General features: G+C 60.8%; 23 protein-coding genes and 1 pseudogene. 7 read left to right on the top strand and 17 right to left on the bottom strand.

The genetic code is table 11. From position 1 onward, the window contains the following. The first annotated feature begins 95 nt into the window (after positions 1-95). A complete protein-coding gene (gene rpoH / locus JFV26_RS04450) occupies positions 96-950 on the top strand; it encodes an RNA polymerase sigma factor RpoH (RefSeq protein WP_003176698.1) in 855 nt (284 codons plus the stop codon). A 151-nt stretch (positions 951-1101) separates the two neighbouring features. Here the strand turns inward: rpoH and mtgA are convergent, their stop codons facing one another. Beyond that, entirely contained in the window at positions 1102-1824 is a 723-nt protein-coding gene (mtgA, locus tag JFV26_RS04445; RefSeq protein WP_201190073.1) for a monofunctional biosynthetic peptidoglycan transglycosylase, read from the bottom strand. A gap of 74 nt (positions 1825-1898) precedes the next feature. Here mtgA and JFV26_RS04440 point away from each other — a divergent pair, with 74 nt between their 5' ends. The 4 genes and pseudogenes from JFV26_RS04440 to trmB all read left to right on the top strand — a co-directional run bounded on the left by JFV26_RS04440 (position 1899) and on the right by trmB (position 4257). Continuing rightward, positions 1899-2270, top strand: a complete 372-nt coding sequence (locus JFV26_RS04440) for a DUF423 domain-containing protein (protein WP_201190071.1) — start codon at positions 1899-1901, stop codon at positions 2268-2270. 197 nt (positions 2271-2467) lie between these two features. Then, on the top strand, positions 2468-2668 hold the full coding sequence (thiS, locus tag JFV26_RS04435; protein ID WP_054044430.1) for a sulfur carrier protein ThiS: 201 nt from the start codon (positions 2468-2470) through the stop codon (positions 2666-2668). 60 nt (positions 2669-2728) lie between these two features. Next, positions 2729-3522: pseudogene (locus tag JFV26_RS04430) on the top strand (thiazole synthase). A 9-nt stretch (positions 3523-3531) separates the two neighbouring features. Then, positions 3532-4257: a tRNA (guanosine(46)-N7)-methyltransferase TrmB gene (gene trmB / locus JFV26_RS04425; RefSeq protein WP_201190069.1), complete on the top strand. Its 726-nt coding sequence runs from the start codon at positions 3532-3534 to the stop codon at positions 4255-4257. Positions 4258-4388: 131 nt separating this feature from the next. On the opposite strand, the gene JFV26_RS04420 is transcribed toward trmB, so the two are convergent. The 10 genes from JFV26_RS04420 to JFV26_RS04375 all read right to left on the bottom strand — a co-directional run bounded on the left by JFV26_RS04420 (position 4389) and on the right by JFV26_RS04375 (position 11388). Beyond that, positions 4389-4712, bottom strand: coding sequence for a DUF3392 domain-containing protein (locus JFV26_RS04420; RefSeq protein ID WP_201190067.1), 324 nt, complete (start codon positions 4710-4712; stop codon positions 4389-4391). Between the two features lie 22 nt (positions 4713-4734). Then, positions 4735-5940 (bottom strand): radical SAM family heme chaperone HemW, encoded by a 1206-nt coding sequence (gene hemW, locus JFV26_RS04415; RefSeq protein ID WP_242487735.1) that lies wholly within the window; start codon positions 5938-5940, stop codon positions 4735-4737. Next, positions 5937-6533 (bottom strand): RdgB/HAM1 family non-canonical purine NTP pyrophosphatase, encoded by a 597-nt coding sequence (rdgB, locus tag JFV26_RS04410; RefSeq protein ID WP_201190064.1) that lies wholly within the window; start codon positions 6531-6533, stop codon positions 5937-5939. Before rdgB ends, hemW begins: the two co-directional genes overlap by 4 nt. After that, on the bottom strand, positions 6530-6964 hold the full coding sequence (locus JFV26_RS04405) for a DUF4426 domain-containing protein (RefSeq protein WP_201190055.1): 435 nt from the start codon (positions 6962-6964) through the stop codon (positions 6530-6532). Before JFV26_RS04405 ends, rdgB begins: the two co-directional genes overlap by 4 nt. Positions 6965-6990: 26 nt before the next feature. Continuing rightward, a complete protein-coding gene (metW, locus tag JFV26_RS04400; RefSeq protein ID WP_201190053.1) occupies positions 6991-7611 on the bottom strand; it encodes a methionine biosynthesis protein MetW in 621 nt (206 codons plus the stop codon). A gap of 7 nt (positions 7612-7618) precedes the next feature. Continuing rightward, a complete protein-coding gene (metX, locus tag JFV26_RS04395; RefSeq protein ID WP_201190051.1) occupies positions 7619-8758 on the bottom strand; it encodes a homoserine O-succinyltransferase MetX in 1140 nt (379 codons plus the stop codon). A gap of 190 nt (positions 8759-8948) precedes the next feature. Next, entirely contained in the window at positions 8949-9236 is a 288-nt protein-coding gene (locus tag JFV26_RS04390) for a DUF167 domain-containing protein (RefSeq protein ID WP_201190049.1), read from the bottom strand. Beyond that, the gene (locus JFV26_RS04385; RefSeq protein WP_201190047.1) at positions 9236-9823 is read right to left on the bottom strand and encodes a YggT family protein; all 588 of its coding nucleotides are present in this window, start codon (positions 9821-9823) and stop codon (positions 9236-9238) included. Before JFV26_RS04385 ends, JFV26_RS04390 begins: the two co-directional genes overlap by 1 nt. A gap of 24 nt (positions 9824-9847) precedes the next feature. Further along, the gene (gene proC, locus JFV26_RS04380; RefSeq protein WP_201190045.1) at positions 9848-10666 is read right to left on the bottom strand and encodes a pyrroline-5-carboxylate reductase; all 819 of its coding nucleotides are present in this window, start codon (positions 10664-10666) and stop codon (positions 9848-9850) included. 35 nt (positions 10667-10701) lie between these two features. Continuing rightward, positions 10702-11388, bottom strand: a complete 687-nt coding sequence (locus JFV26_RS04375; RefSeq protein ID WP_201190043.1) for a YggS family pyridoxal phosphate-dependent enzyme — start codon at positions 11386-11388, stop codon at positions 10702-10704. Positions 11389-11444: 56 nt separating this feature from the next. Between JFV26_RS04375 and JFV26_RS04370 the strand changes: the two genes are divergently transcribed. Continuing rightward, entirely contained in the window at positions 11445-12479 is a 1035-nt protein-coding gene (locus JFV26_RS04370; protein WP_201190041.1) for a type IV pilus twitching motility protein PilT, read from the top strand. Positions 12480-12593: 114 nt separating this feature from the next. Here the strand turns inward: JFV26_RS04370 and JFV26_RS04365 are convergent, their stop codons facing one another. Next, positions 12594-13214: a C40 family peptidase gene (locus JFV26_RS04365; protein ID WP_201190039.1), complete on the bottom strand. Its 621-nt coding sequence runs from the start codon at positions 13212-13214 to the stop codon at positions 12594-12596. A gap of 250 nt (positions 13215-13464) precedes the next feature. Here JFV26_RS04365 and JFV26_RS04360 point away from each other — a divergent pair, with 250 nt between their 5' ends. Further along, positions 13465-13884: an NINE protein gene (locus tag JFV26_RS04360; RefSeq protein WP_201190037.1), complete on the top strand. Its 420-nt coding sequence runs from the start codon at positions 13465-13467 to the stop codon at positions 13882-13884. A gap of 465 nt (positions 13885-14349) precedes the next feature. Here the strand turns inward: JFV26_RS04360 and JFV26_RS04355 are convergent, their stop codons facing one another. From JFV26_RS04355 to JFV26_RS04335, 5 genes are all read right to left on the bottom strand, one after another. Then, positions 14350-15621 carry a dihydroorotase gene (locus JFV26_RS04355; RefSeq protein WP_201190035.1) on the bottom strand — a complete coding sequence of 424 codons (1272 nt, stop codon included), beginning with the start codon at positions 15619-15621 and terminating at the stop codon, positions 14350-14352. After that, a complete protein-coding gene (locus JFV26_RS04350; RefSeq protein WP_007897943.1) occupies positions 15618-16622 on the bottom strand; it encodes an aspartate carbamoyltransferase catalytic subunit in 1005 nt (334 codons plus the stop codon). Before JFV26_RS04350 ends, JFV26_RS04355 begins: the two co-directional genes overlap by 4 nt. A 27-nt stretch (positions 16623-16649) precedes the next feature. After that, on the bottom strand, positions 16650-17153 hold the full coding sequence (pyrR, locus tag JFV26_RS04345) for a bifunctional pyr operon transcriptional regulator/uracil phosphoribosyltransferase PyrR (RefSeq protein ID WP_033060467.1): 504 nt from the start codon (positions 17151-17153) through the stop codon (positions 16650-16652). A gap of 82 nt (positions 17154-17235) precedes the next feature. After that, positions 17236-17673, bottom strand: coding sequence for a Holliday junction resolvase RuvX (ruvX, locus tag JFV26_RS04340; RefSeq protein WP_005792259.1), 438 nt, complete (start codon positions 17671-17673; stop codon positions 17236-17238). Further along, complete coding sequence (locus tag JFV26_RS04335) at positions 17673-18245, bottom strand: YqgE/AlgH family protein (protein ID WP_201190033.1); 573 nt, start codon at positions 18243-18245, stop codon at positions 17673-17675. Before JFV26_RS04335 ends, ruvX begins: the two co-directional genes overlap by 1 nt. Between the last annotated feature and the right edge of the window lie 187 nt (positions 18246-18432).

The raw sequence follows: 18432 nt of genomic DNA, 5'->3' as shown, positions 1-18432 counted from the left end.
GACCTTTCGGTTTTTAAGGGAACTTGCTCAACGGTTTCCGGTCAATTTTCGCAGTGCTGAACTGCACGAGTTATGTAAGTCGGAGGTTTTTTCGTATGACCACTTCTTTGCAACCTGCTTATGCTCTGGTCCCAGGCGCAAACCTGGAGGCCTATGTGCACACCGTGAACAGCATTCCATTGCTGACACCGGAGCAGGAGCGTGAACTGGCCGAGAGTCTCTATTATGAGCAGGATTTGGGGGCGGCTCGGCAGATGGTGCTCGCCCACCTGCGTTTTGTTGTACACATTGCCCGTAGCTATTCCGGCTACGGCCTGGCCCAGGCTGACCTGATCCAGGAAGGCAACGTCGGCCTGATGAAGGCGGTAAAACGCTTCAACCCGGAAATGGGTGTGCGTCTGGTTTCGTTCGCCGTGCACTGGATCAAGGCGGAAATTCACGAGTTCATCCTGCGCAACTGGCGCATTGTGAAAGTCGCGACCACCAAGGCCCAGCGCAAGCTGTTCTTCAACCTGCGCAGCCAGAAGAAACGTCTGGCGTGGCTGAACAACGAGGAAGTCCACCGTGTGGCGGAAAGCCTCGGGGTGGAGCCGCGGGAAGTGCGCGAGATGGAAAGTCGCCTGACAGGCCATGACATGGCCTTCGACCCGGCCGCAGAAGCGGATGACGACAGTGCTTTCCAATCGCCGGCCAACTATCTGGAAGACCACCGGTACGACCCGGCCCGTCAACTGGAAGATGCCGACTGGAGCGACAATTCCAACCACAACCTGCACGAAGCGCTGGAAGTGCTGGACGATCGCAGCCGTGACATCCTCTACCAGCGCTGGCTGGCAGAAGAAAAAGCCACGCTGCACGACCTGGCGCAGAAGTACAACGTGTCGGCCGAGCGTATTCGTCAGCTTGAAAAGAGCGCGATGAACAAGCTCAAGTTGTCGATCGCCGCCTGACCCGCGCCCCGGCAATAAAAAACGCCCCGATCAGTGATGATCGGGGCGTTTTTGTTTTTAAGATCAAAAGATCGCAGCCTTCGGCAGCTCCTACATGGGAATGCGTACACCTGTAGGAGCTGCCGAAGGCTGCGATCTTTGATTTTCGGGATCACTGAGACCAAGGCGCCCGACGCGAATCGTTGAGGCCAAGCAAATAGCTGTCCCCACCCAACTGACTCATCTGCTGCCGAATCCAGCCGGCCCGGCGTGCGACGTAGTTGGTCGGGTGACTCGCACTCCACACCCGCGGGTTCGGTAATACAGCGGCCAGCAAGCTCGATTGCTGGCGACTCAGGCCTTTGGCGCTGACTCCAAAGTGATGCCGGGCCGCCGCTTCGGCGCCAAACACCCCGTCATCCCACTCGACGCTGTTGAGGTAGACCTCGAGAATCCGCTGCTTGGGCCAGAACACTTCGATCAGCCCGGTAAACCAGGCTTCCAGCCCTTTGCGCAGCCAACTGCGACCGGACCAAAGAAAGAGGTTCTTCGAGACCTGCTGGCTCAAGGTGCTGGCGCCCCGAACCGAGCCGCCGAGTTCGTTATGGACCAGGGCCGCCTGGATCGCCCCAAAGTCAAAACCCCAATGCTCCGGGAATTTCTGGTCCTCGCCGGCAATCACCGCGACTTTCAGGTCGTCGGAAATCTGATCCCAGGGTTGCCAGGTGCGCTGCAGGTCAATGGGCTCGCCGTCGAACCAGGATTCGACCTTGCGCTCGACCATCAGCGCCGTGCCCGGTGGCGGTACCACGCGAAAAATCAGCACCAGCAATATGCTGCCGCCTGCGAACCAGAGCAGGGCCTTCGTGAAACGACGGAAAATTAAACGCAGCATAGAGATGGCTTGGCCGAACCCGTTGAGCGGGCCATTATACAGACCCTGTTGATCGAAACTGACTGGAGTTCTTCATGCTGCGTGGCTTTCTGATGCTGGCCGCTTTCTTCGGTTTCACCGGCGTTGCCCTTGGCGCGTTTGCCGCCCATGGCTTGAAAAACCGCCTGACGCCCGAGTACCTGGCGATTTTCCACACCGGCGTCACCTATCAACTGGTACACACCCTGGCGTTGCTGGGTGTGGCGCTGCTGGCTACGCAGATTCCGGGGCGCTTGATCACTTGGGCCGGTGCGTCCTTTGCCATCGGTATCCTGCTGTTCTCCGGCAGCCTGTACCTGCTGACCATCACCGGCATCAGCAAGCTGGGCATCATTACGCCTTTCGGTGGCCTGGCATTCCTTGTCGGCTGGTTTTGCCTGGGCCTTGCCGCCTGGCGCTTGACTTGACCTTGTAGGAGCTGCCGCAGGTTCGGGCCGCGTTCGGACGATCTTTTGATCTTCAAAAGAGCAAGATCAAAAGATCGTCCGAACGCGGCCCGAACCTGCGGCAGCTCCTACGGATCGTGTTTCAAGACGAATGGCTTGGGTCAGCCTGACCGATCGGGCTAGAATGCCAGCCCCTAAAAATGATGGCGGCATCCGGCATGCGCATTCAGTTGAACGGCGAATCCCTTGAACTGCCCGACGGTGAAACCGTTGCGGCCCTGCTGACCCGTCTGGATCTGACCGGACGCCGGGTGGCGGTCGAGCTCAATCTGGATATCGTCCCGCGCAGCCAGCATGCCGACACCACGCTGAACGACGGCGACAGCGTCGAAGTCGTGCACGCCATCGGCGGCGGCTAGTCGCCAGGCCCGCAAGGGCACAGAATTCTGCAAGAACCTCACCCCTACAGAGGATTTCCCATGAGCATCGTTCGTAGCGACAAGCCCTTCGTCCTGGCCGGTCGTACTTACCAGTCGCGTTTGCTGGTAGGTACCGGCAAGTACCGCGACATGGAAGAAACCCGCCTGGCCATCGAAGCCTCGGGTGCCGAGATCGTCACCTTCGCCGTGCGCCGCACCAACCTCGGCCAGAACCGGGCGAACCGAACCTGCTCGAAGTGCTGTCGCCGGATCGCTACACCTTCCTGCCTAACACCGCCGGTTGCTTCGACGCTACCGAGGCTGTGCGCACCTGTCGCCTGGCCCGTGAACTGCTCGGCGGCCACAACCTGGTGAAGCTGGAAGTGCTGGCGGACCAGAAAACCCTGTTTCCCAACGTGATCGAAACCCTCAAGGCCGCCGAAGTGCTGGTCAAGGAAGGTTTCGACGTGATGGTTTACACCAGCGATGACCCGATCATCGCCCGTCAACTCGCGGAAATCGGCTGCATTGCAGTCATGCCGCTGGCCGGTCTGATCGGCACGGGCCTGGGGATCTGCAACCCGTACAACCTGCAGATCATCCTCGAAGAAGCCAGGATTCCGGTGCTGGTGGATGCCGGTGTCGGTACTGCTTCCGACGCCACCATCGCCATGGAACTGGGTTGCGAGGCGGTGCTGATGAACTCGGCCATCGCCCATGCCCAGCAGCCGATCATGATGGCTGAAGCCATGAAACACGCCATCGTGGCAGGCCGCCTGGCCTACCTCGCCGGCCGCATGCCGAAAAAACTCTATGCCAGCGCCTCCTCGCCGCTGGATGGTCTGATCAAGTAAGAGCCATTGATGACTGAATCAAACGACACGCCTGTCACGCCTGCAGAAGGCGAAGAACGCCAACACCGCCGCATCAAGAGTTTCGTGATGCGCGCCGGGCGCATGACCGAAGGCCAGCAAAAAGGCCTGGAGCAGGGCACCCCGCTGTTCGTCCTGCCGCTGGCCGATGCGCCGGTGGATTTCGACCAGGTGTTCGGCCGTTCGGCGCCGCGTTCCCTGGAAATCGGTTTCGGCATGGGCCATTCGCTGCTGGAAATGGCTGCCGCTTCGCCGGAGCAGGATTTCATCGGTGTGGAAGTTCACCGTCCGGGTGTTGGCGCGCTGCTCAATGGCGTGCTGACTCAGGGCCTGACCAATCTGCGGGTCTACGATTGCGACGCGATCGAAGTGCTCAACAACTGCGTGGCCGATAACAGCCTTGATCGTCTGATGCTGTTTTTCCCGGACCCGTGGCACAAGAGCCGCCATCACAAGCGCCGCATTGTTCAAGCGTCGTTCGCTGAGCTGGTGCGCAGCAAGTTGAAGGTCGGCGGTGTGTTGCACATGGCGACCGACTGGGAGCCGTACGCCGAGTACATGCTGGAAGTGATGAACGTTGCGCCGGGTTATCGCAACCTTGCCGAAGACGGCAAATGCGTCCCGCGCCCGACCGAGCGCCCGATCACCAAGTTCGAACGCCGCGGCGAACGGCTTGGGCATGGCGTGTGGGACCTGAAGTTCGAAAAGCAGTCCTGAGCCCTACGCAATATCCAATGTGGGAGCGGGCTTGCTCGCGAAAGCGGTGTGTCATTCAACTCTAATGTCGGCTGACACGGCGCCTTCGCGAGCAAGCCCGCTCCCACAGTTGTTTTGTGGTGTTTCGAAATTCAGCGGCGGTCGGCGACTACGCCGATCAACACCAGCACCACCAGCAACACGGGCGCGAGGCTGTAGTTGTTGAACTGGCTCAGGCCTTTGATGATCCATGGCGTGGCGTAGATCAGCGCGAGGCCGCTGCCGACCATGCACAGCAGGGCCATCATTGGGACGCGCAAGGCGCCGGCGAGGCCGCCCAGGCGCTGTTCGACCCAGCCTTTGATGTCCGCGCCAAACAGCACCAGCAGGCAGCCCACCAGTGCCAGAGAGATTTCCGACAGGTTGCTACGGCTCCAGCGGGACACGGTGGCGAGCAGGTCGAGGATCAAATCCATTGGTTTTCCCTTAAGGCTGAAATCAGCTCAGAAATGTCTGCAGCAAGTCGTTGAGAAACAGTTGTCCGCGCATCGTCGCCGCCAGACGTGACGGTTCGACCTGCAACAAGCCGCTTTGTTCGGCTTCACGGCGACCTTCGGCGAGGCTTTCCAGCGCGAGCCCGGTGCGCTCCGGATACAGGCGAGATTCCACGCCCTCGGTCAGGCGCAAGGCGTTCATCAGGAACTCGAATGGCAGTTCGTCGTTGGTCAGGGCTTTCTCGCCGGCCTTGAAGCTTTTGGCCGGGTTGAGGTAGTCCTTCGGCAAGCGGGTCTTCCAGGTACGGACGATGCGCCCGTCCGGGTGGCTGAGCTTGCCGTGGGCGCCAGCGCCGATCCCGATGAAGTCGCCGAAACTCCAGTAATTGAGGTTATGCCGCGCCGGGCGACCAGGCTGGGCATAGGCCGAGACTTCGTATTGCGCGTAACCGTGTTCGGCCAGCAGCGCCTGGCCGGCCTCCTGGATATCCCACAACGTGTCGTCTTCCGGCAGCGTTGGCGGCTGGTTCCAGAACACCGTGTTCGGCTCCAGCGTCAGCTGATACCAGGACAAGTGGGTCGGTTTCAGTGCGATGGCCTGGCGCAGGTCGCTCAAGGCGTCGTCCAGCGACTGATCGGGCAAACCGTGCATCAGGTCCAGGTTGAAGTTGTCGAACCCGGCCTGACGGGCCATGCCGGCGGCACGCACCGCCTCGTCACCGTTGTGAATCCGCCCCAGGGCCTTGAGTTTCTCTTCCTGGAAGCTCTGGATGCCGATCGACAGGCGATTGATGCCCAGCGCCCGGTAGGCGACGAACTTCTCCTGCTCGAACGTCCCGGGATTGGCTTCCAGGGTGATTTCGATGTCGCTGGCAAACGGAATGCGCTGCTCCACGCCTTTGAGCAAACGGCCCAAGGCCCCGGCGCTGAACAGGCTTGGCGTGCCGCCACCAAAGAAAATCGAACTCAGCTCACGGCTGTAAACCGCGTGCAGGTCCTGATCGAGGTCGGCCAGCAATGCGTCGACATACTCTTCTTCCGGCAGCACCGGGCTGGCGGTGTGGGAATTGAAGTCGCAATAAGGGCATTTGCGCACACACCACGGGATATGGATATACAGCGCCAAGGGCGGCAGTGTGGGGAGCGCAGCCCGAGGCGATTGGGCGGCGCCGCCGAAGATCAGCGGCGACGCGGATGAGTCGTGGGTCATTTCAGGCCCAGACGCTGGCGCAGCAGATCCATTGCACGGGCGCGGTGGCTGATCAGGTTCTTGTCGCTCGGGCTCAGCTCGGCGCTGGAGCAGTCACGCTCGGGCACCCAGAACAGCGGGTCGTAGCCAAAACCGTGCTGGCCGCTGGCCGCCGGCAGAATGCGCCCATGCCACAGGCCTTCGCAAAGGATCGGCAACGGATCGTCGGCATGCCGTACCAGCGCCAGGACGCAGACGAACTGCGCACCGCGTTCGGCCTCAGGCACGTCTTTGAGCACGTCGAGCAGCTTGGCGTTGTTCGCCGCATCACCCTGACCGTCGGCGTAACGCGCGGAGTAGATCCCCGGCGCACCGCCAAGGAAATCCACCGCCAGCCCCGAATCATCGGCCAGCGCCGGCAAACCTGAGATGCGCGCGGCATTGCGCGCCTTGAGGATGGCGTTCTCGACGAACGACAGGCCGGTTTCTTCCGGCTCGACGCTGCTGAACTCGCCGATCGAGCGCAGTTGCACCGATTCGCCGAGCATGGCCTGGAGTTCCTTGAGTTTGCCGGCGTTATGGCTGGCCAGTACGAGTTGCGTGAAGTTCATCATTCGCCGGGGAAAAGCTCTTGGTTGAAATTGATGGTGTTGATTTTGTCGCCGTTCTGGACCTTGATCTCGAACGTGCGGATTTCCTGCTGAGGCACCGGGTACTGGGCAATGTAGTAAACCGCGCCTTGCTCAGTCACCTGTTTGAAGCTCAGCGGGACGCTTTGGCTGGTCAGGTCTTTGACCGTGCCGCTGACCTGAGAGATCAGCGGTTTGCCGTCCTTGATTACCGAAACGTTGATCACGCCCTGACTCTTGCTGCGGATCAGCTCCGCCGCTTTGGCAATGTCCGGCGTCAGGTAGGTGGAATTGAAGGTGTTGTAGTGCACCGTCACGTCGCCAAAAGTTTCCTGACGCTCGCCTTTGATAACGTCGGCGGCCATGGCGGTGACGCTCAGGCAGGCAGTAAGTAGAAACAGTGCTAGACGACCCATGATCGTTCTCCTTGAAATGGCGTGGTTCAGACCGCGACCTTGTGGTCTTGCAGCCCGGGGCTGCTGACGCGGTAGATACCGATCTCACCTAATAGATTAGGCCATAGCTTACTGGCCCACCCGTGTCGGTGCTGTTGATCCACAGCAAGCCGATCAATGACCTTCGCTTCACGTTCGCGGCACAACTCTTCAAAGTCGCCGAAAGTGCAGAAGTGGATGTTCGGCGTGTTGTACCAGGTGTACGGCAGGAACTCGGAAACTGGCATCCGGCCCTTGCTCGCCAGGTACCAGCGGCAACGCCAGTGACCGAAATTGGGGAAGGTGATGATGCACTGGCGCCCGACCCGCAGCATTTCGTCGAGAATCTTGTCCGGGTAGTGCACGGCTTGCAACGCCTGGGTCATGACCACGACGTCGAAGCTGTTGCTGGCAAAGTTGCCGAGGCCTTTGTCCAGGTCCTGCTCGATCACGTTGATGCCTTTGGCCACGCACTCGGCGATGTTGTCCGGGTCGTTTTCCAGGCCGTAGCCGGTGACTTGCTTGTTGTCCCGCAGCCAGGTCAGCAGTTCGCCGTCGCCGCAACCGAGGTCGAGCACGCGGCTACCGGCGGGAATCCATTCCTGGATGATTTCCAGATCAGCTCTCATGGCTTTCTCACAAACTAATACGGTTCATGTAGTTGCTGAACGCCTGCAAGTAGCGCGGGATCGGAATCAGGAAGGCGTCGTGGCCTTGCGGAGCATCGATCTCGAGGTAGCAGACGTCTTTTTTGGCCGCCATCAGCGCATCCACCAGTTCCCGCGAGCGCGCAGGGGAGAAGCGCCAGTCGGTGGTGAAGGACATCACGCAGAACTTGGCGGTGGCTCCGGCGAAGGTTTTTGCCAGGTCATCGTCGAAGTTCGCCGCCGGGTCGAAGTAGTCCAGCGCCTTGGTCATCAGCAGGTAGGTGTTGGCGTCGAAACGCCCGGAGAACTCTTCGCCCTGATAACGCAGGTAGCTCTCGACCTGGAACTCGACGCTGTGGAAGTCGTAGTTGAGCTTTTCACTCTTCAGGCCACGGCCGAATTTCTCGCCCATGGAATCATCGGACAGGTAGGTGATGTGCCCGACCATTCGCGCCAGCATCAAGCCGCGCTTGGGGATCACGCCCGCTTCCTGGAATGAACCGCCGTGGAACTCGGGGTCGGTCAGGATCGCCTGGCGCGCGACTTCGTTGAAGGCGATGTTCTGCGCCGACAGCTTGGGCGCCGAGGCGATGGCCAGGCAATGCCGCACGCGGTCCGGGTAGGTGATGGTCCATTGCAAGGCCTGCATGCCGCCGAGGCTGCCGCCAATCACCGCCGCCCACTGGCGGATGCCGAGCAGGTCGGACAGGCGCTCCTGGCTGTGCACCCAGTCTTCCACGGTCAGCACCGGGAAGTCGGCGCCGAACGGCTTGCCGGTTTCCGGGTTGATGCTGCTCGGACCGGTGGAGCCGTTGCAGCCGCCGAGGTTGTTCAGGCTGACCACGAAGAACTTGCGGGTGTCGATCGGCTTGCCGGGGCCGATGCAGCTGTCCCACCAACCGGGTTTGCGCTCGTCGGGGCTGTGGAAGCCGGCAGCGTGATGGTGACCCGACAACGCGTGGCAGATCAGCACGGCATTGCTCGCCGTGGCGTTCAGCGTGCCGTAGGTTTCATAGATCAGGTCATAAGCTGGGAGCGAACGGCCGCAGGCCAGGGCCAGGGGTTCACTGAAGTGCGCCACTTGCGGCGTCACCAGGCCAACAGAATCGGCGGGAAAGGCAGTTGGCATCGACCCTGCTCTCGTTGAAATGAGGCGTAAGTCTAAAGACCAGTGTGGCTAGCGGCAAGCAAAGGCCGGGCTTGATTTCATTCAGTCAGACCGAGGTGCGCCATTCGCGAGCAAGCCCGCTCCCACAGGGGTACGCATTCCCTTGTGGGAGCGGGCTTGCTCGCGAATGCAACGCCTCGGTTTATCAGTTCTACCGCATCAAGCCAGGCAACTGCGGCAACTTCTTCGGCGAACAAATCCGCACCCGTTTCTGCCGGTTCAATTCGCCGCTGAGCAAACTCACCTGACTTTTGGAAACCCCGAACGCCTTGGCCAAAAATGCCATCAAGTACGCATTGGCCTTGCCCTCTACCGGCGGCGCGGTCAGGCGGATCTTCAATCGATCGCCGTGCAGCCCGCAGAAATCATCGCTGCGGGCCGCCGGTTGCAGGTGACACTCCAGAATCAGGTCATCACCGTCCCAGCGAAAGTAGCTCATCAGATCAGCCCGAGCAGACCCTGCGGCATGAAGGCGAAGTAAGCCAGGCGCGGGATCACCCAGCTTTGCAGCAACTGGATCAGGATAAACGCGAAGATCGGCGAGATGTCGAGGCCGCCGAGGCTCGGAAGGATCCGGCGGAACGGCGCGAGTACCGGTTCAGTGATCTGAGCCACCAGTTCGGCGCCCGGATTGTGGCTGCCCGGTGCGACCCAGGACAGAATCACGCTGATGATCATCGCGTAGAACAGAATGTTCAAAAACAGCGCGAAGAGGGCGATCAGTGCCCAAGGGATCAAGAACAGCCAGTCGACCTGGAAGCCCTTGAGCGTCAGGATGATCGCGATCAGGGCCATTTGAATGATCAGCGCCAGCACCAGTGACGACATGTCCAGCCCGAACATGCTCGGGATAACCCGGCGCAGAGGCTTGAGCAGTGGTTGAGTGGCTTTCACGATGAACTGGCAGAGCGGGTTGTAGAAATTCGCCCGAACCAGTTGCAGGATGAAGCGCATCAGCACGATCAGCAGGTACAGGCTGCCCAGGGTTTTAATGATGAAAATGGCAGCGTCATTGAGTCCGAGCATTATTGATTCCTTTGTAAGAGCTGATTAGCGACCCAGTTGCTCGGCCATCTCGGCTGAACGGTGGGCGGCGGCGCCGAGTGCTTTTTCGACCAGGGCTTCGAAGCCCCCGGCCTGGAACGACTTGATGGCCGCTTCCGTGGTGCCGGCCGGCGAAGTCACGCGGCGACGCAGTTCGGCGGCGTCGACGTCACTCGCGACCGCCATATGGGCGGCGCCCAGGGCGGTTTGCACGGTCAGTTGTGCGGCGATTTCTGCGGGCAGGCCGAGTTTTACACCTGCAGCGGTCATCGCTTCGATCAACAGGAAGAAGTACGCCGGGCCCGAGCCGGAAACGGCGGTCACCGCGTCCAGTTGCTGCTCTTCGTCCAGCCACAGCGCGATGCCGACGGCGGACAACAGCTCTTGGGCCTGCTGGCGTTGTTCGGCGTTCACCTCAGTCGTGGCGTACAAACCGCTCACGCCCTGGCGCAGCAGCGCCGGGGTGTTGGGCATGCAGCGCACGATCGGCTGGGCGCCGAGCCAGTTGTTCATGCTGGCGCAGGTGATGCCGGCGGCGATGGACACCACCAGTTGATTCGGCTTGAGGCTCGGGCGAATCGCTTCGCACACGGCTTTCATCGCCTGGGGTTTGACCGCCAGCACGACCACATCGGCGTCTTGAATCGCGTCGGCGTTGTCGGCGAATACTTCGATGCCGTGCTCAGCGCTCACGCGTGCGCGGGTTTCAGCGCCCGGATCGCTGGCGCGGATGTGGGCTGCGTCCAGGCCTTTGGCGCGCAGGCCACCGATCAGGCTGGCGGCCATGTTGCCGGCACCGATAAAGGCAATACGAGTCTTGCTCATGTCAGGTCCTTATCAAGAGAGAAGTCAGCCATGGTTCACGGTTGACTGTAATCACGGGCGCCAAACAGGGCCGTACCAATGCGGACCCAGGTGGCGCCTTGGGCAATGGCCGACTCAAGGTCGTGGCTCATGCCCATGGAAAGTGTGTCGAGCGGCAGATTGAGGCTGGCTTGCAGGCGTTGCACCGCCGCAAAAGCAGCGTCCTGGGCGGCGCGATCTTCAGTCGGCTCGGGAATCGCCATCAACCCGCGCAACTTGAGGCGCGGCAGGGCGCAGATGGCAGTGGCGAGGGCCGGCAGGTCGGCCGGGGTGCAGCCGGACTTGCTGTCTTCGCCGCTGACGTTGACCTGGATGCAGATGTTCAGCGGGGGCAGCTCGGCAGGACGTTGTTCGGACAGGCGTTGTGCGATTTTCAAACGATCCACGGAATGCACCCAAGCGAAGTGCTCGGCGATAGCGCGAGTCTTGTTCGATTGAATGGGGCCGATGAAGTGCCAGATCAAGGGCAGGTCAGTCAATTCGAGCTGTTTGCCCAGGGCTTCCTGCAGATAGTTCTCGCCAAAGTCACGGATCCCGGCGGCATGGGCTTCACGCAGGGCCTCGGCAGGCTTGGTCTTGCTCACGGCCAGCAGCTGGACGCTGTGCTCGTCGCGGTGAGCCGCTTGGGTCGCTGCCTGGATGCGCGAACTAACCTGGAGAATGTTGTCTGCTATCGTGGACATCAAGAGGCGCCGCTGGTCTGAAGGTTCGCGGCATTCTACTGGAATTGAGGAGCGCTATGGATATCACTGAGCTGCTGGCATTCAGCGCCAAACAGGGCGCGTCCGACTTGCACCTGTCTGCCGGCCTGCCACCGATGATTCGCGTCGACGGCGACGTGCGGCGCATCAACCTGCCGGCCCTGGACCACAAGCAGGTGCATGAGCTGATCTACGACATCATGAACGACACCCAGCGGGTGGACTTCGAGAAGCACCTGGAAACCGACTTCTCCTTTGAAGTGCCGGGTGTGGCGCGTTTTCGGGTCAATGCGTTCAACCAGAACCGTGGCGCCGGCGCGGTGTTCCGGACCATCCCTTCGAAGGTCCTGAGCATGGACGACTTGGGCATGGGAGATGTGTTTCGCAAGATTACCGAAGCGCCCCGTGGCCTGGTGCTGGTGACCGGTCCGACCGGTTCCGGCAAATCCACCACCCTGGCGGCGATGATCGATTACCTGAACAACCATCGCCATCACCATATCCTCACCATCGAAGACCCGATCGAGTTCGTCCATGAATCGCGTAAATGCCTGATCAACCAGCGCGAAGTCCATCGAGATACCCGCAGCTTCGCCACCGCCCTGCGCTCGGCCCTGCGGGAAGACCCAGATGTGATTCTGGTCGGGGAGATGCGCGATCTGGAGACCATCCGCCTGGCCCTGACGGCTGCCGAGACTGGCCACCTGGTGTTTGGCACGCTGCACACCACGTCGGCGGCGAAAACCATAGACCGGGTGGTGGACGTGTTTCCGGGGGATGAGAAGTCGATGGTGCGCTCGATGTTGTCCGAGTCGTTGCTGGCGGTGGTGTCCCAGACGCTGGTCAAGAAGATCGGCGGCGGGCGGATTGCGGCGCACGAAATCATGCTCGGTACGTCGGCGATCCGTAACCTGATCCGCGAGGATAAGGTGGCACAGATGTACTCGTCGATTCAGACCGGGGGCAACCTGGGGATGCAGACGCTGGATATGTGTTTGAAGGAGTTGGTGACCAAGGGCTTGATCAGCCGTGAGCATGCGCGGGAGAAGGCGCGGTCGCCGGATAATTTTTAAGCCTTAAAGCAAAAGATCGTCCGAACGCAGCCCGAACCTTCGGCAGCTCCTACAGGGATACGCGTTTCCCTGTAGGAGCTGCCGAAGGCGGCGATCTTTTGATCTTGCTTCAAATCAGCGCTGAACGACGCGCATCTGATGCGGTTCTTTCGGCAGAACCCGCTTGGCCACCACGTAGTGGCTTTCCCAGTACGGCTTCTTCAGCGTATCGATGGTCACCGACTTGCCACGGCGCGGTGCGTGGATGAAGCGGTCGTTGCCCAGGTAGATGGCAACGTGATTGACCTTGCGGCTCTTGATATTGAAGAAAATCAGATCGCCCGGCTTCAGATCCTTGCGCTCGACTTTCTGCCCATGACCGCTGGCCATGGCGTTGGAAGTCCGTGGCAGGTCGAACGTGGCGTCGTTAAACGCGTATTTCACCAAGCCACTGCAGTCGAACCCTTTACTTGGGCTGCTGCCGCCCCAACGGTAAGGAGTGCCGAGGACATTCACGGCACGGCTCAACACGTTGCTGCTTTGCTTGGTCGCCATCGGCGGAACCAGCTTGCTGTTGGCAGTGGCCAGGTGGGTGGAATTTTTTGCAGTTTGTTTGTTTTTGCTCGAAGGAGCAGAAACATGGGATTTAGGGGTGTAACCATTAACGTTAGGAAGACGTTGCTCACGATTGGTGGCGTGGGCGGCCAGTGGCATTAATAGGCAAATGGTTAGCCATGTCTTGAAAAATGGACGCATTAGGCAAGGCTCATATGGGTTAGCGCGCAACTTTATAACAGCTTTTTTGTCCCTTCCGAGGCCGTTGGTCGATTGAACCTGGCGGTCAACTGAGGCAAATAAGCGGCAGTTGGAGGCAATTGTCGGACAGAGGTCAGGTGTTATAAGGCTTTGACGGGAGTGAAGGTAGCATTTGCCATACGTCGGACGCCTGTAAAAAAGTCACAAAGAATTCAACAATATTTATCTATCGTGTGAATCGAGGTCCTTCATGAACACCTATCAACAGTCTGGAGCGCAGCAAGACACCCACAGCAAAGTGATCGGATACCTGTTGTGGATTTTCGGTTTTACCGGGGCTCATCGCTTCTATTACGGCAAGCCGGTGACCGGGACGATCTGGTTCTTCACGTTTGGTTTGCTGGGCATCGGTTGGCTGATCGACCTGTTTCTGATTCCGGCCATGGACCGGGAAGCCGACCTGCGATTTACCGCCGGGCCGCTCGAATACAGCGTGGCGTGGATTCTGCTGACATTCCTTGGGGTGTTCGGCGTGCACCGGATGTATCAAGGGAAGTGGATCAGCGGGTTGCTGTACCTGGTGACGGGCGGGTTGTTCTTCGTGGGGGTGCTGTATGACTTCTGGACGCTGAACGACCAGGTTTCAGTGCGTAACGCACAGAGCCGTTAAGTAAAGATCAAAAGATCGCAGGCTTCGCCAGCTCCTACACGAGATATGCGTTTCCCTGTAGGAGCTGCCGCAGGCTGCGATCTTTTGCTTTTTAGGTTTCAGTGCGTAACGCGCAGAGCCGTTAAGTAAAGATCAAAAGATCGCAGGCTTCGCCAGCTCCTACACGAGATATGCGTTTCCCTGTAGGAGCTGCCGCAGGCTGCGATCTTTTGCTTTTTAGGTTTCAGTGCGTAACGCGCAGAGCCGTTAAGTAAAGATCAAAAGATCGCAGGCTTCGCCAGCTCCTACACGAGATATGCGTTTCCCTGTAGGCGCTGCCGCAGGCTGCGATCTTTTGCTTTTTAGGTTTCAGTGCGTAACGCGCAGAGCCGTTAAGTAAAGATCAAAAAATCGCAGGCTTCGCCAGCTCCTACACGAGATATGCGTTTCCCTGTAGGAGCTGCCGCAGGCTGCGATCTTTTGCTTTTAGGCCTGGTGGCTAATCCGCCCATCCACCAAGGTGTAGCGCACCACGCTCGGCAAGCTGTGGCCAATAAACGGGCAGTTCTCACCCTTGGACAGCCAGGTTTCGCCGGCCACGGTCGAAGCCGCCGGGTCGAACAGCACGATGTCCGCCGCCCCACCGACGGTCAATTTACCCGCTGGCAGGCGCAACGCCTCGGCAGGTCCGGCACTGAGACGCGTCAACAGTGTCGGCAGATCGAGCAAACCGTCCTCCACCAGCGTCATTGCCAGCGGCAGCAACAGCTCGACGCTGCTGATGCCCGGCTCGGTGGCACCGAACGGCGCCAGTTTGGCGTCGCGCTCGTGAGGCTGGTGATGGCTGGAGATGGCCGAAACCACCCCCGACTTCACTGCCGCACGCAGGCCATCGCGGTCAGCGCGGGTGCGCAGCGGCGGCTGGACGTGATACAGGCTGCTGAAGCCAATCAGTGCTTCGTCGGTCAGGATCAGTTGGTACAACGCCACATCGGCGGTCACTGGCAGTCCACGGGCCTGGGCCTGGGCGATCAGGGCCACGCCGCGAGCGCTGGTGAGCTGGCTGAAGTGCGCACGCACGCCGCTTTGCTCGACCAGCAACAGATCTCGGGCCAGGGCCACGGTTTCAGCCGTTTCCGGAATCCCCGGCAAGCCAAGGAAACTGGCGGTCGGGCCTTCGTGGGCCAGGCCACCTTCGGCCAGATCATGATCCTGCGAGTTGAAAATCACCGTCAGATCGAAGGTCGCTGCATATTCCAGCGCCCGGCACAGCGTGCGGGTGTTGCGGAAGCTCTCCAGACCGTTGCCGAAGGCCACGCAGCCGGCATCGCGCAGTGCAACGAGCTCTGCAAGCTGTTCGCCGTCCAGGCCTTTGCTCAGGGCGCCAATCGGGAAGACTTTGGTGTTGCCGGCTTCGCGGGCGCGGTCGAGGATCAATTCGGCCACGGCCGAGGTGTCCAGCACCGGTTTGGTCTTTGGCGGGCAGCACAGGCTGGTCACGCCACCGGCCGCCGCAGCGCGGGTTTCGCTGGCAATCGAACCTTTGCGGCTGTAACCCGGCTCGCGCAGGGCGACGTTCAGGTCAACCAGGCCAGGCGCGGCCACCAGGCCTTTGGCGTCGATGGTCTCGACCGGGACAAAACCGGCCGGCGCAGCACCAAGGGCGACGATCTTGCAGGCTTCGATGTGAATGTCGGTAACTTTATCCAGACCCGAGGTGGGGTCGATGACGCGGGCGCCGAGAATGCTGAGCTTCACTGGGCGTTCTCCTGCTCGAATTGGCGCTGGGCAGTCTGCCCGCTCATGGCCATGGACAGCACGGCCATACGAATCGCAATACCGTAGGTGACCTGGTTGAGGATCACCGAGTGCGGGCCGTCGGCCACCGCCGACTCAATCTCCACCCCTCGGTTGATCGGCCCCGGGTGCATGACGATGCAATCGGGTTTGGCCCCGGCCAGGCGCGCGGTGGTCAGGCCGAACAGGCGGTAGAACTCGCCTTCGCTCGGCAGCAGGCCGCCGGTCATGCGTTCGCGCTGCAGACGCAGCATGATCACGACATCGACGTCTTTCAGGCCTTCGGTCATGTCGGTGTACACCTTCACGCCGTATTGCTCGATGCCGATCGGCAGCAGGGTTTTTGGCGCGATCACACGGATGTCCGGGCAGCCGAGGGTTTTCAGCGCGAGCATGTTCGAGCGCGCCACCCGCGAGTGCAGGATGTCGCCAACGATGGCCACCGAGAGGTTTTCGAAGCCGCCCTTGTGTCGACGGATGGTGAGCATGTCGAGCATGCCCTGGGTCGGGTGGGCGTGACGGCCGTCGCCGCCGTTGATGATCGCCACCTGTGGGCACACGTGTTCGGCGATAAAGTGCGCCGCGCCGGAATCACCGTGACGCACGACGAACATGTCGGCGGCCATGGCTTCGAGGTTGCGCAAGGTGTCGAGCAGGGTTTCGCCCTTGCTCGCCGACGACGTCGACACGTTCAGGGTGATCACATCCGCAGACAGGCGTTGGGCCGCCAGTTCGAAAGTGGTACGGGTGCGGGTGGAGTTCTCGAAGAACACGTTGCACACGGTCTTGCCGCGCAGCAACGGGACCTTCTTCACCGCCCGGGCGCCGACTTCGAGGAACGAGTCGGCGGTGTCGAGGATTTCCGTCAGCAGCTCGCGGCGCAAACCGTCGAGCGAGAGGAAGTGGCGCAGCTGGCCCTGATCATTGAGCTGCAGCGGGCGCTTGGTTTCTAGAGGCGTCATCGCGAGGGGGACTCTCAATAGGGCGAGTTAAAGGGCAAGGTCTTGCAGTTCGAGCTTGAGCTCCGGACCGGACAGCTTCACCCGCTCGTGGGCGGCCAGCGACAAGGTCGCGCCCACCACGTTCGGGCGGATCGGCAGCTCGCCGGCGTCCAGGTCCAGCAGGCACACCAGCGTTACGCTGGCCGGTCGGCCATAGTCGAACAGTTCGTTCAGGGCGGCGCGGATGGTCCGGCCGCTCATCAGTACGTCGTCGATCAGCACCAGGTGCTGGCCTTCGATCTCGAACGGCAGGGCCGAGGGGCGCACTTGCGGGTGCAGGCCGTTCTGGCTGAAGTCGTCGCGGTAGAAGGAAACGTCCAGGGTGCCGAGCGGAGAATCGCTGCCCAGTTCATCGAGCAACGCCTGGGCGACCCAGACGCCGCCGGTACGAATACCGATATAGCGCGGTTCGCTGATGCCACGTTTGGCCAGATAGGCGTCAAGCCGGGTCGCCATCTGGCTGATCAGTTCAACGGGATTGGGCAGGCTCATGGTTGCTCCTTCTTGGGCCCGAACCGAGTGGTGCTTGAGTGGTGGCTCGGGTTGTAGCTAATAGAGACGCCGGGGCGGCTCTTCAGGATTCGAACAGTGCGGTGTTTTCGTCGAGCCAGCCTTGCAGCAGCAGGGCGGCGGCGATGGCATCGACCGGGTTGTCGCGGTAACTGCCTTTCTGGCCGCCACGATCACGCCGCTCGCCCTTGGCCTCGAACGTGGTCAGGCGCTCGTCGTGGGTATAGAAGGGCAGGTTGTAACGACCGTTGAGGCGGCGGGCGAACTTTTCGGCCCGCAGGCACATGTCGCTTGGCGTGCCGTCCATGTTCAGCGGCAGTCCGACGACCACGGCGTCGGGCTTCCATTCCTTGATCAGGGCTTCGACCTGATTCCAGTCGGGAATACCGTTTTGTGCCTTCAAGGTGCAGAGCTCGCGGGCCTGGCCGGTAATCACCTGGCCGACCGCTACGCCGATCTGTTTGGTGCCGTAGTCAAATCCCAAAATCAGTCGCAGGGCCATCAGGCGTGGCCCGCCTGGCTGGTCAGCAGGCTGAGATTGACGCCCAGGTGCCTGGCCGCCGCTTCGAGGCGCAGTTCGCTGCTGGTGTTGAACAGGATGTCGGCGTTGTAAGGGCAGGTCAGCCAGGCGTTGTCGGCCAGTTCGGCCTCCAGTTGCCCGGCTTCCCAGCCGGCATAGCCGAGAGTGATCACGCTTTTCGCCGGGCCGACGCCGTCAGCGATGGCGAACAGCACATCCTGGGAGGTCGACAGGGCCAGTTCGCCGTCGAGTTCGACGGTGGCCTGAAAGGTTTTTCCCGACGGATGCAGGACAAACCCGCGATCCGTCTGCACCGGACCGCCGATAAAGATCGGCACATGCTGGCAGAGCATCGGCGGCTCGATGTCCGGGCGCAGTTGCTCGAGGATATCGGCCAGGTTCAGTTCTTGTGGGCGGTTGACTACCAGCCCCATGGCACCATTGGCCGTGTGCTCGACGATGTAGGTCAAGGTGTGCGCAAAGTTCGGGTCGGCCATGTGCGGCATGGCGATCAGGAAGTGATGCTTGAGGTAGCTGGGGCTGACGTTCTTCATGAGCGCTAGTGTGGCGTTGGAGGGGCGAACTGACAAGCTGGGGATGCACAGGAAATGGTGTCGCACACCCCTGTAGCAGCTGGCGAAGCCTGCGTTCGGCTGCGAAGCAGTCGTAAATAACCATACATCATTTCTTCAGGATGACCGCGTTTCGCGGGTTTGCGAGGACTACGTCCTCGAACGCAGG

The organism is Pseudomonas sp. TH31, from assembly GCF_016650815.1.
In the GTDB taxonomy this organism is placed as follows: Bacteria; Pseudomonadota; Gammaproteobacteria; order Pseudomonadales; family Pseudomonadaceae; genus Aquipseudomonas.
The sequence above is the reverse complement of the archived record's forward strand: the minus strand, read 5'-3'. Positions and strand labels throughout refer to the sequence as shown.

Bases quoted from the DNA above. Each gene is read 5' to 3' on its own strand.
- rpoH (WP_003176698.1), top strand. From the start codon at position 96: ATGACCACTTCTTTGCAACCTGCTTATGCTCTGGTCCCAGGCGCAAAC.
- mtgA (WP_201190073.1), bottom strand. From the start codon at position 1,824: ATGCTGCGTTTAATTTTCCGTCGTTTCACGAAGGCCCTGCTCTGGTTC.
- JFV26_RS04440 (WP_201190071.1), top strand. From the start codon at position 1,899: ATGCTGCGTGGCTTTCTGATGCTGGCCGCTTTCTTCGGTTTCACCGGC.
- thiS (WP_054044430.1), top strand. From the start codon at position 2,468: ATGCGCATTCAGTTGAACGGCGAATCCCTTGAACTGCCCGACGGTGAA.
- trmB (WP_201190069.1), top strand. From the start codon at position 3,532: ATGACTGAATCAAACGACACGCCTGTCACGCCTGCAGAAGGCGAAGAA.
- JFV26_RS04420 (WP_201190067.1), bottom strand. From the start codon at position 4,712: ATGGATTTGATCCTCGACCTGCTCGCCACCGTGTCCCGCTGGAGCCGT.
- hemW (WP_242487735.1), bottom strand. From the start codon at position 5,940: ATGACCCACGACTCATCCGCGTCGCCGCTGATCTTCGGCGGCGCCGCC.
- rdgB (WP_201190064.1), bottom strand. From the start codon at position 6,533: ATGATGAACTTCACGCAACTCGTACTGGCCAGCCATAACGCCGGCAAA.
- JFV26_RS04405 (WP_201190055.1), bottom strand. From the start codon at position 6,964: ATGGGTCGTCTAGCACTGTTTCTACTTACTGCCTGCCTGAGCGTCACC.
- metW (WP_201190053.1), bottom strand. From the start codon at position 7,611: ATGAGAGCTGATCTGGAAATCATCCAGGAATGGATTCCCGCCGGTAGC.
- metX (WP_201190051.1), bottom strand. From the start codon at position 8,758: ATGCCAACTGCCTTTCCCGCCGATTCTGTTGGCCTGGTGACGCCGCAA.
- JFV26_RS04390 (WP_201190049.1), bottom strand. From the start codon at position 9,236: ATGAGCTACTTTCGCTGGGACGGTGATGACCTGATTCTGGAGTGTCAC.
- JFV26_RS04385 (WP_201190047.1), bottom strand. From the start codon at position 9,823: ATGCTCGGACTCAATGACGCTGCCATTTTCATCATTAAAACCCTGGGC.
- proC (WP_201190045.1), bottom strand. From the start codon at position 10,666: ATGAGCAAGACTCGTATTGCCTTTATCGGTGCCGGCAACATGGCCGCC.
- JFV26_RS04375 (WP_201190043.1), bottom strand. From the start codon at position 11,388: ATGTCCACGATAGCAGACAACATTCTCCAGGTTAGTTCGCGCATCCAG.
- JFV26_RS04370 (WP_201190041.1), top strand. From the start codon at position 11,445: ATGGATATCACTGAGCTGCTGGCATTCAGCGCCAAACAGGGCGCGTCC.
- JFV26_RS04365 (WP_201190039.1), bottom strand. From the start codon at position 13,214: ATGCGTCCATTTTTCAAGACATGGCTAACCATTTGCCTATTAATGCCA.
- JFV26_RS04360 (WP_201190037.1), top strand. From the start codon at position 13,465: ATGAACACCTATCAACAGTCTGGAGCGCAGCAAGACACCCACAGCAAA.
- JFV26_RS04350 (WP_007897943.1), bottom strand. From the start codon at position 16,622: ATGACGCCTCTAGAAACCAAGCGCCCGCTGCAGCTCAATGATCAGGGC.
- pyrR (WP_033060467.1), bottom strand. From the start codon at position 17,153: ATGAGCCTGCCCAATCCCGTTGAACTGATCAGCCAGATGGCGACCCGG.
- ruvX (WP_005792259.1), bottom strand. From the start codon at position 17,673: ATGGCCCTGCGACTGATTTTGGGATTTGACTACGGCACCAAACAGATC.
- JFV26_RS04335 (WP_201190033.1), bottom strand. From the start codon at position 18,245: ATGAAGAACGTCAGCCCCAGCTACCTCAAGCATCACTTCCTGATCGCC.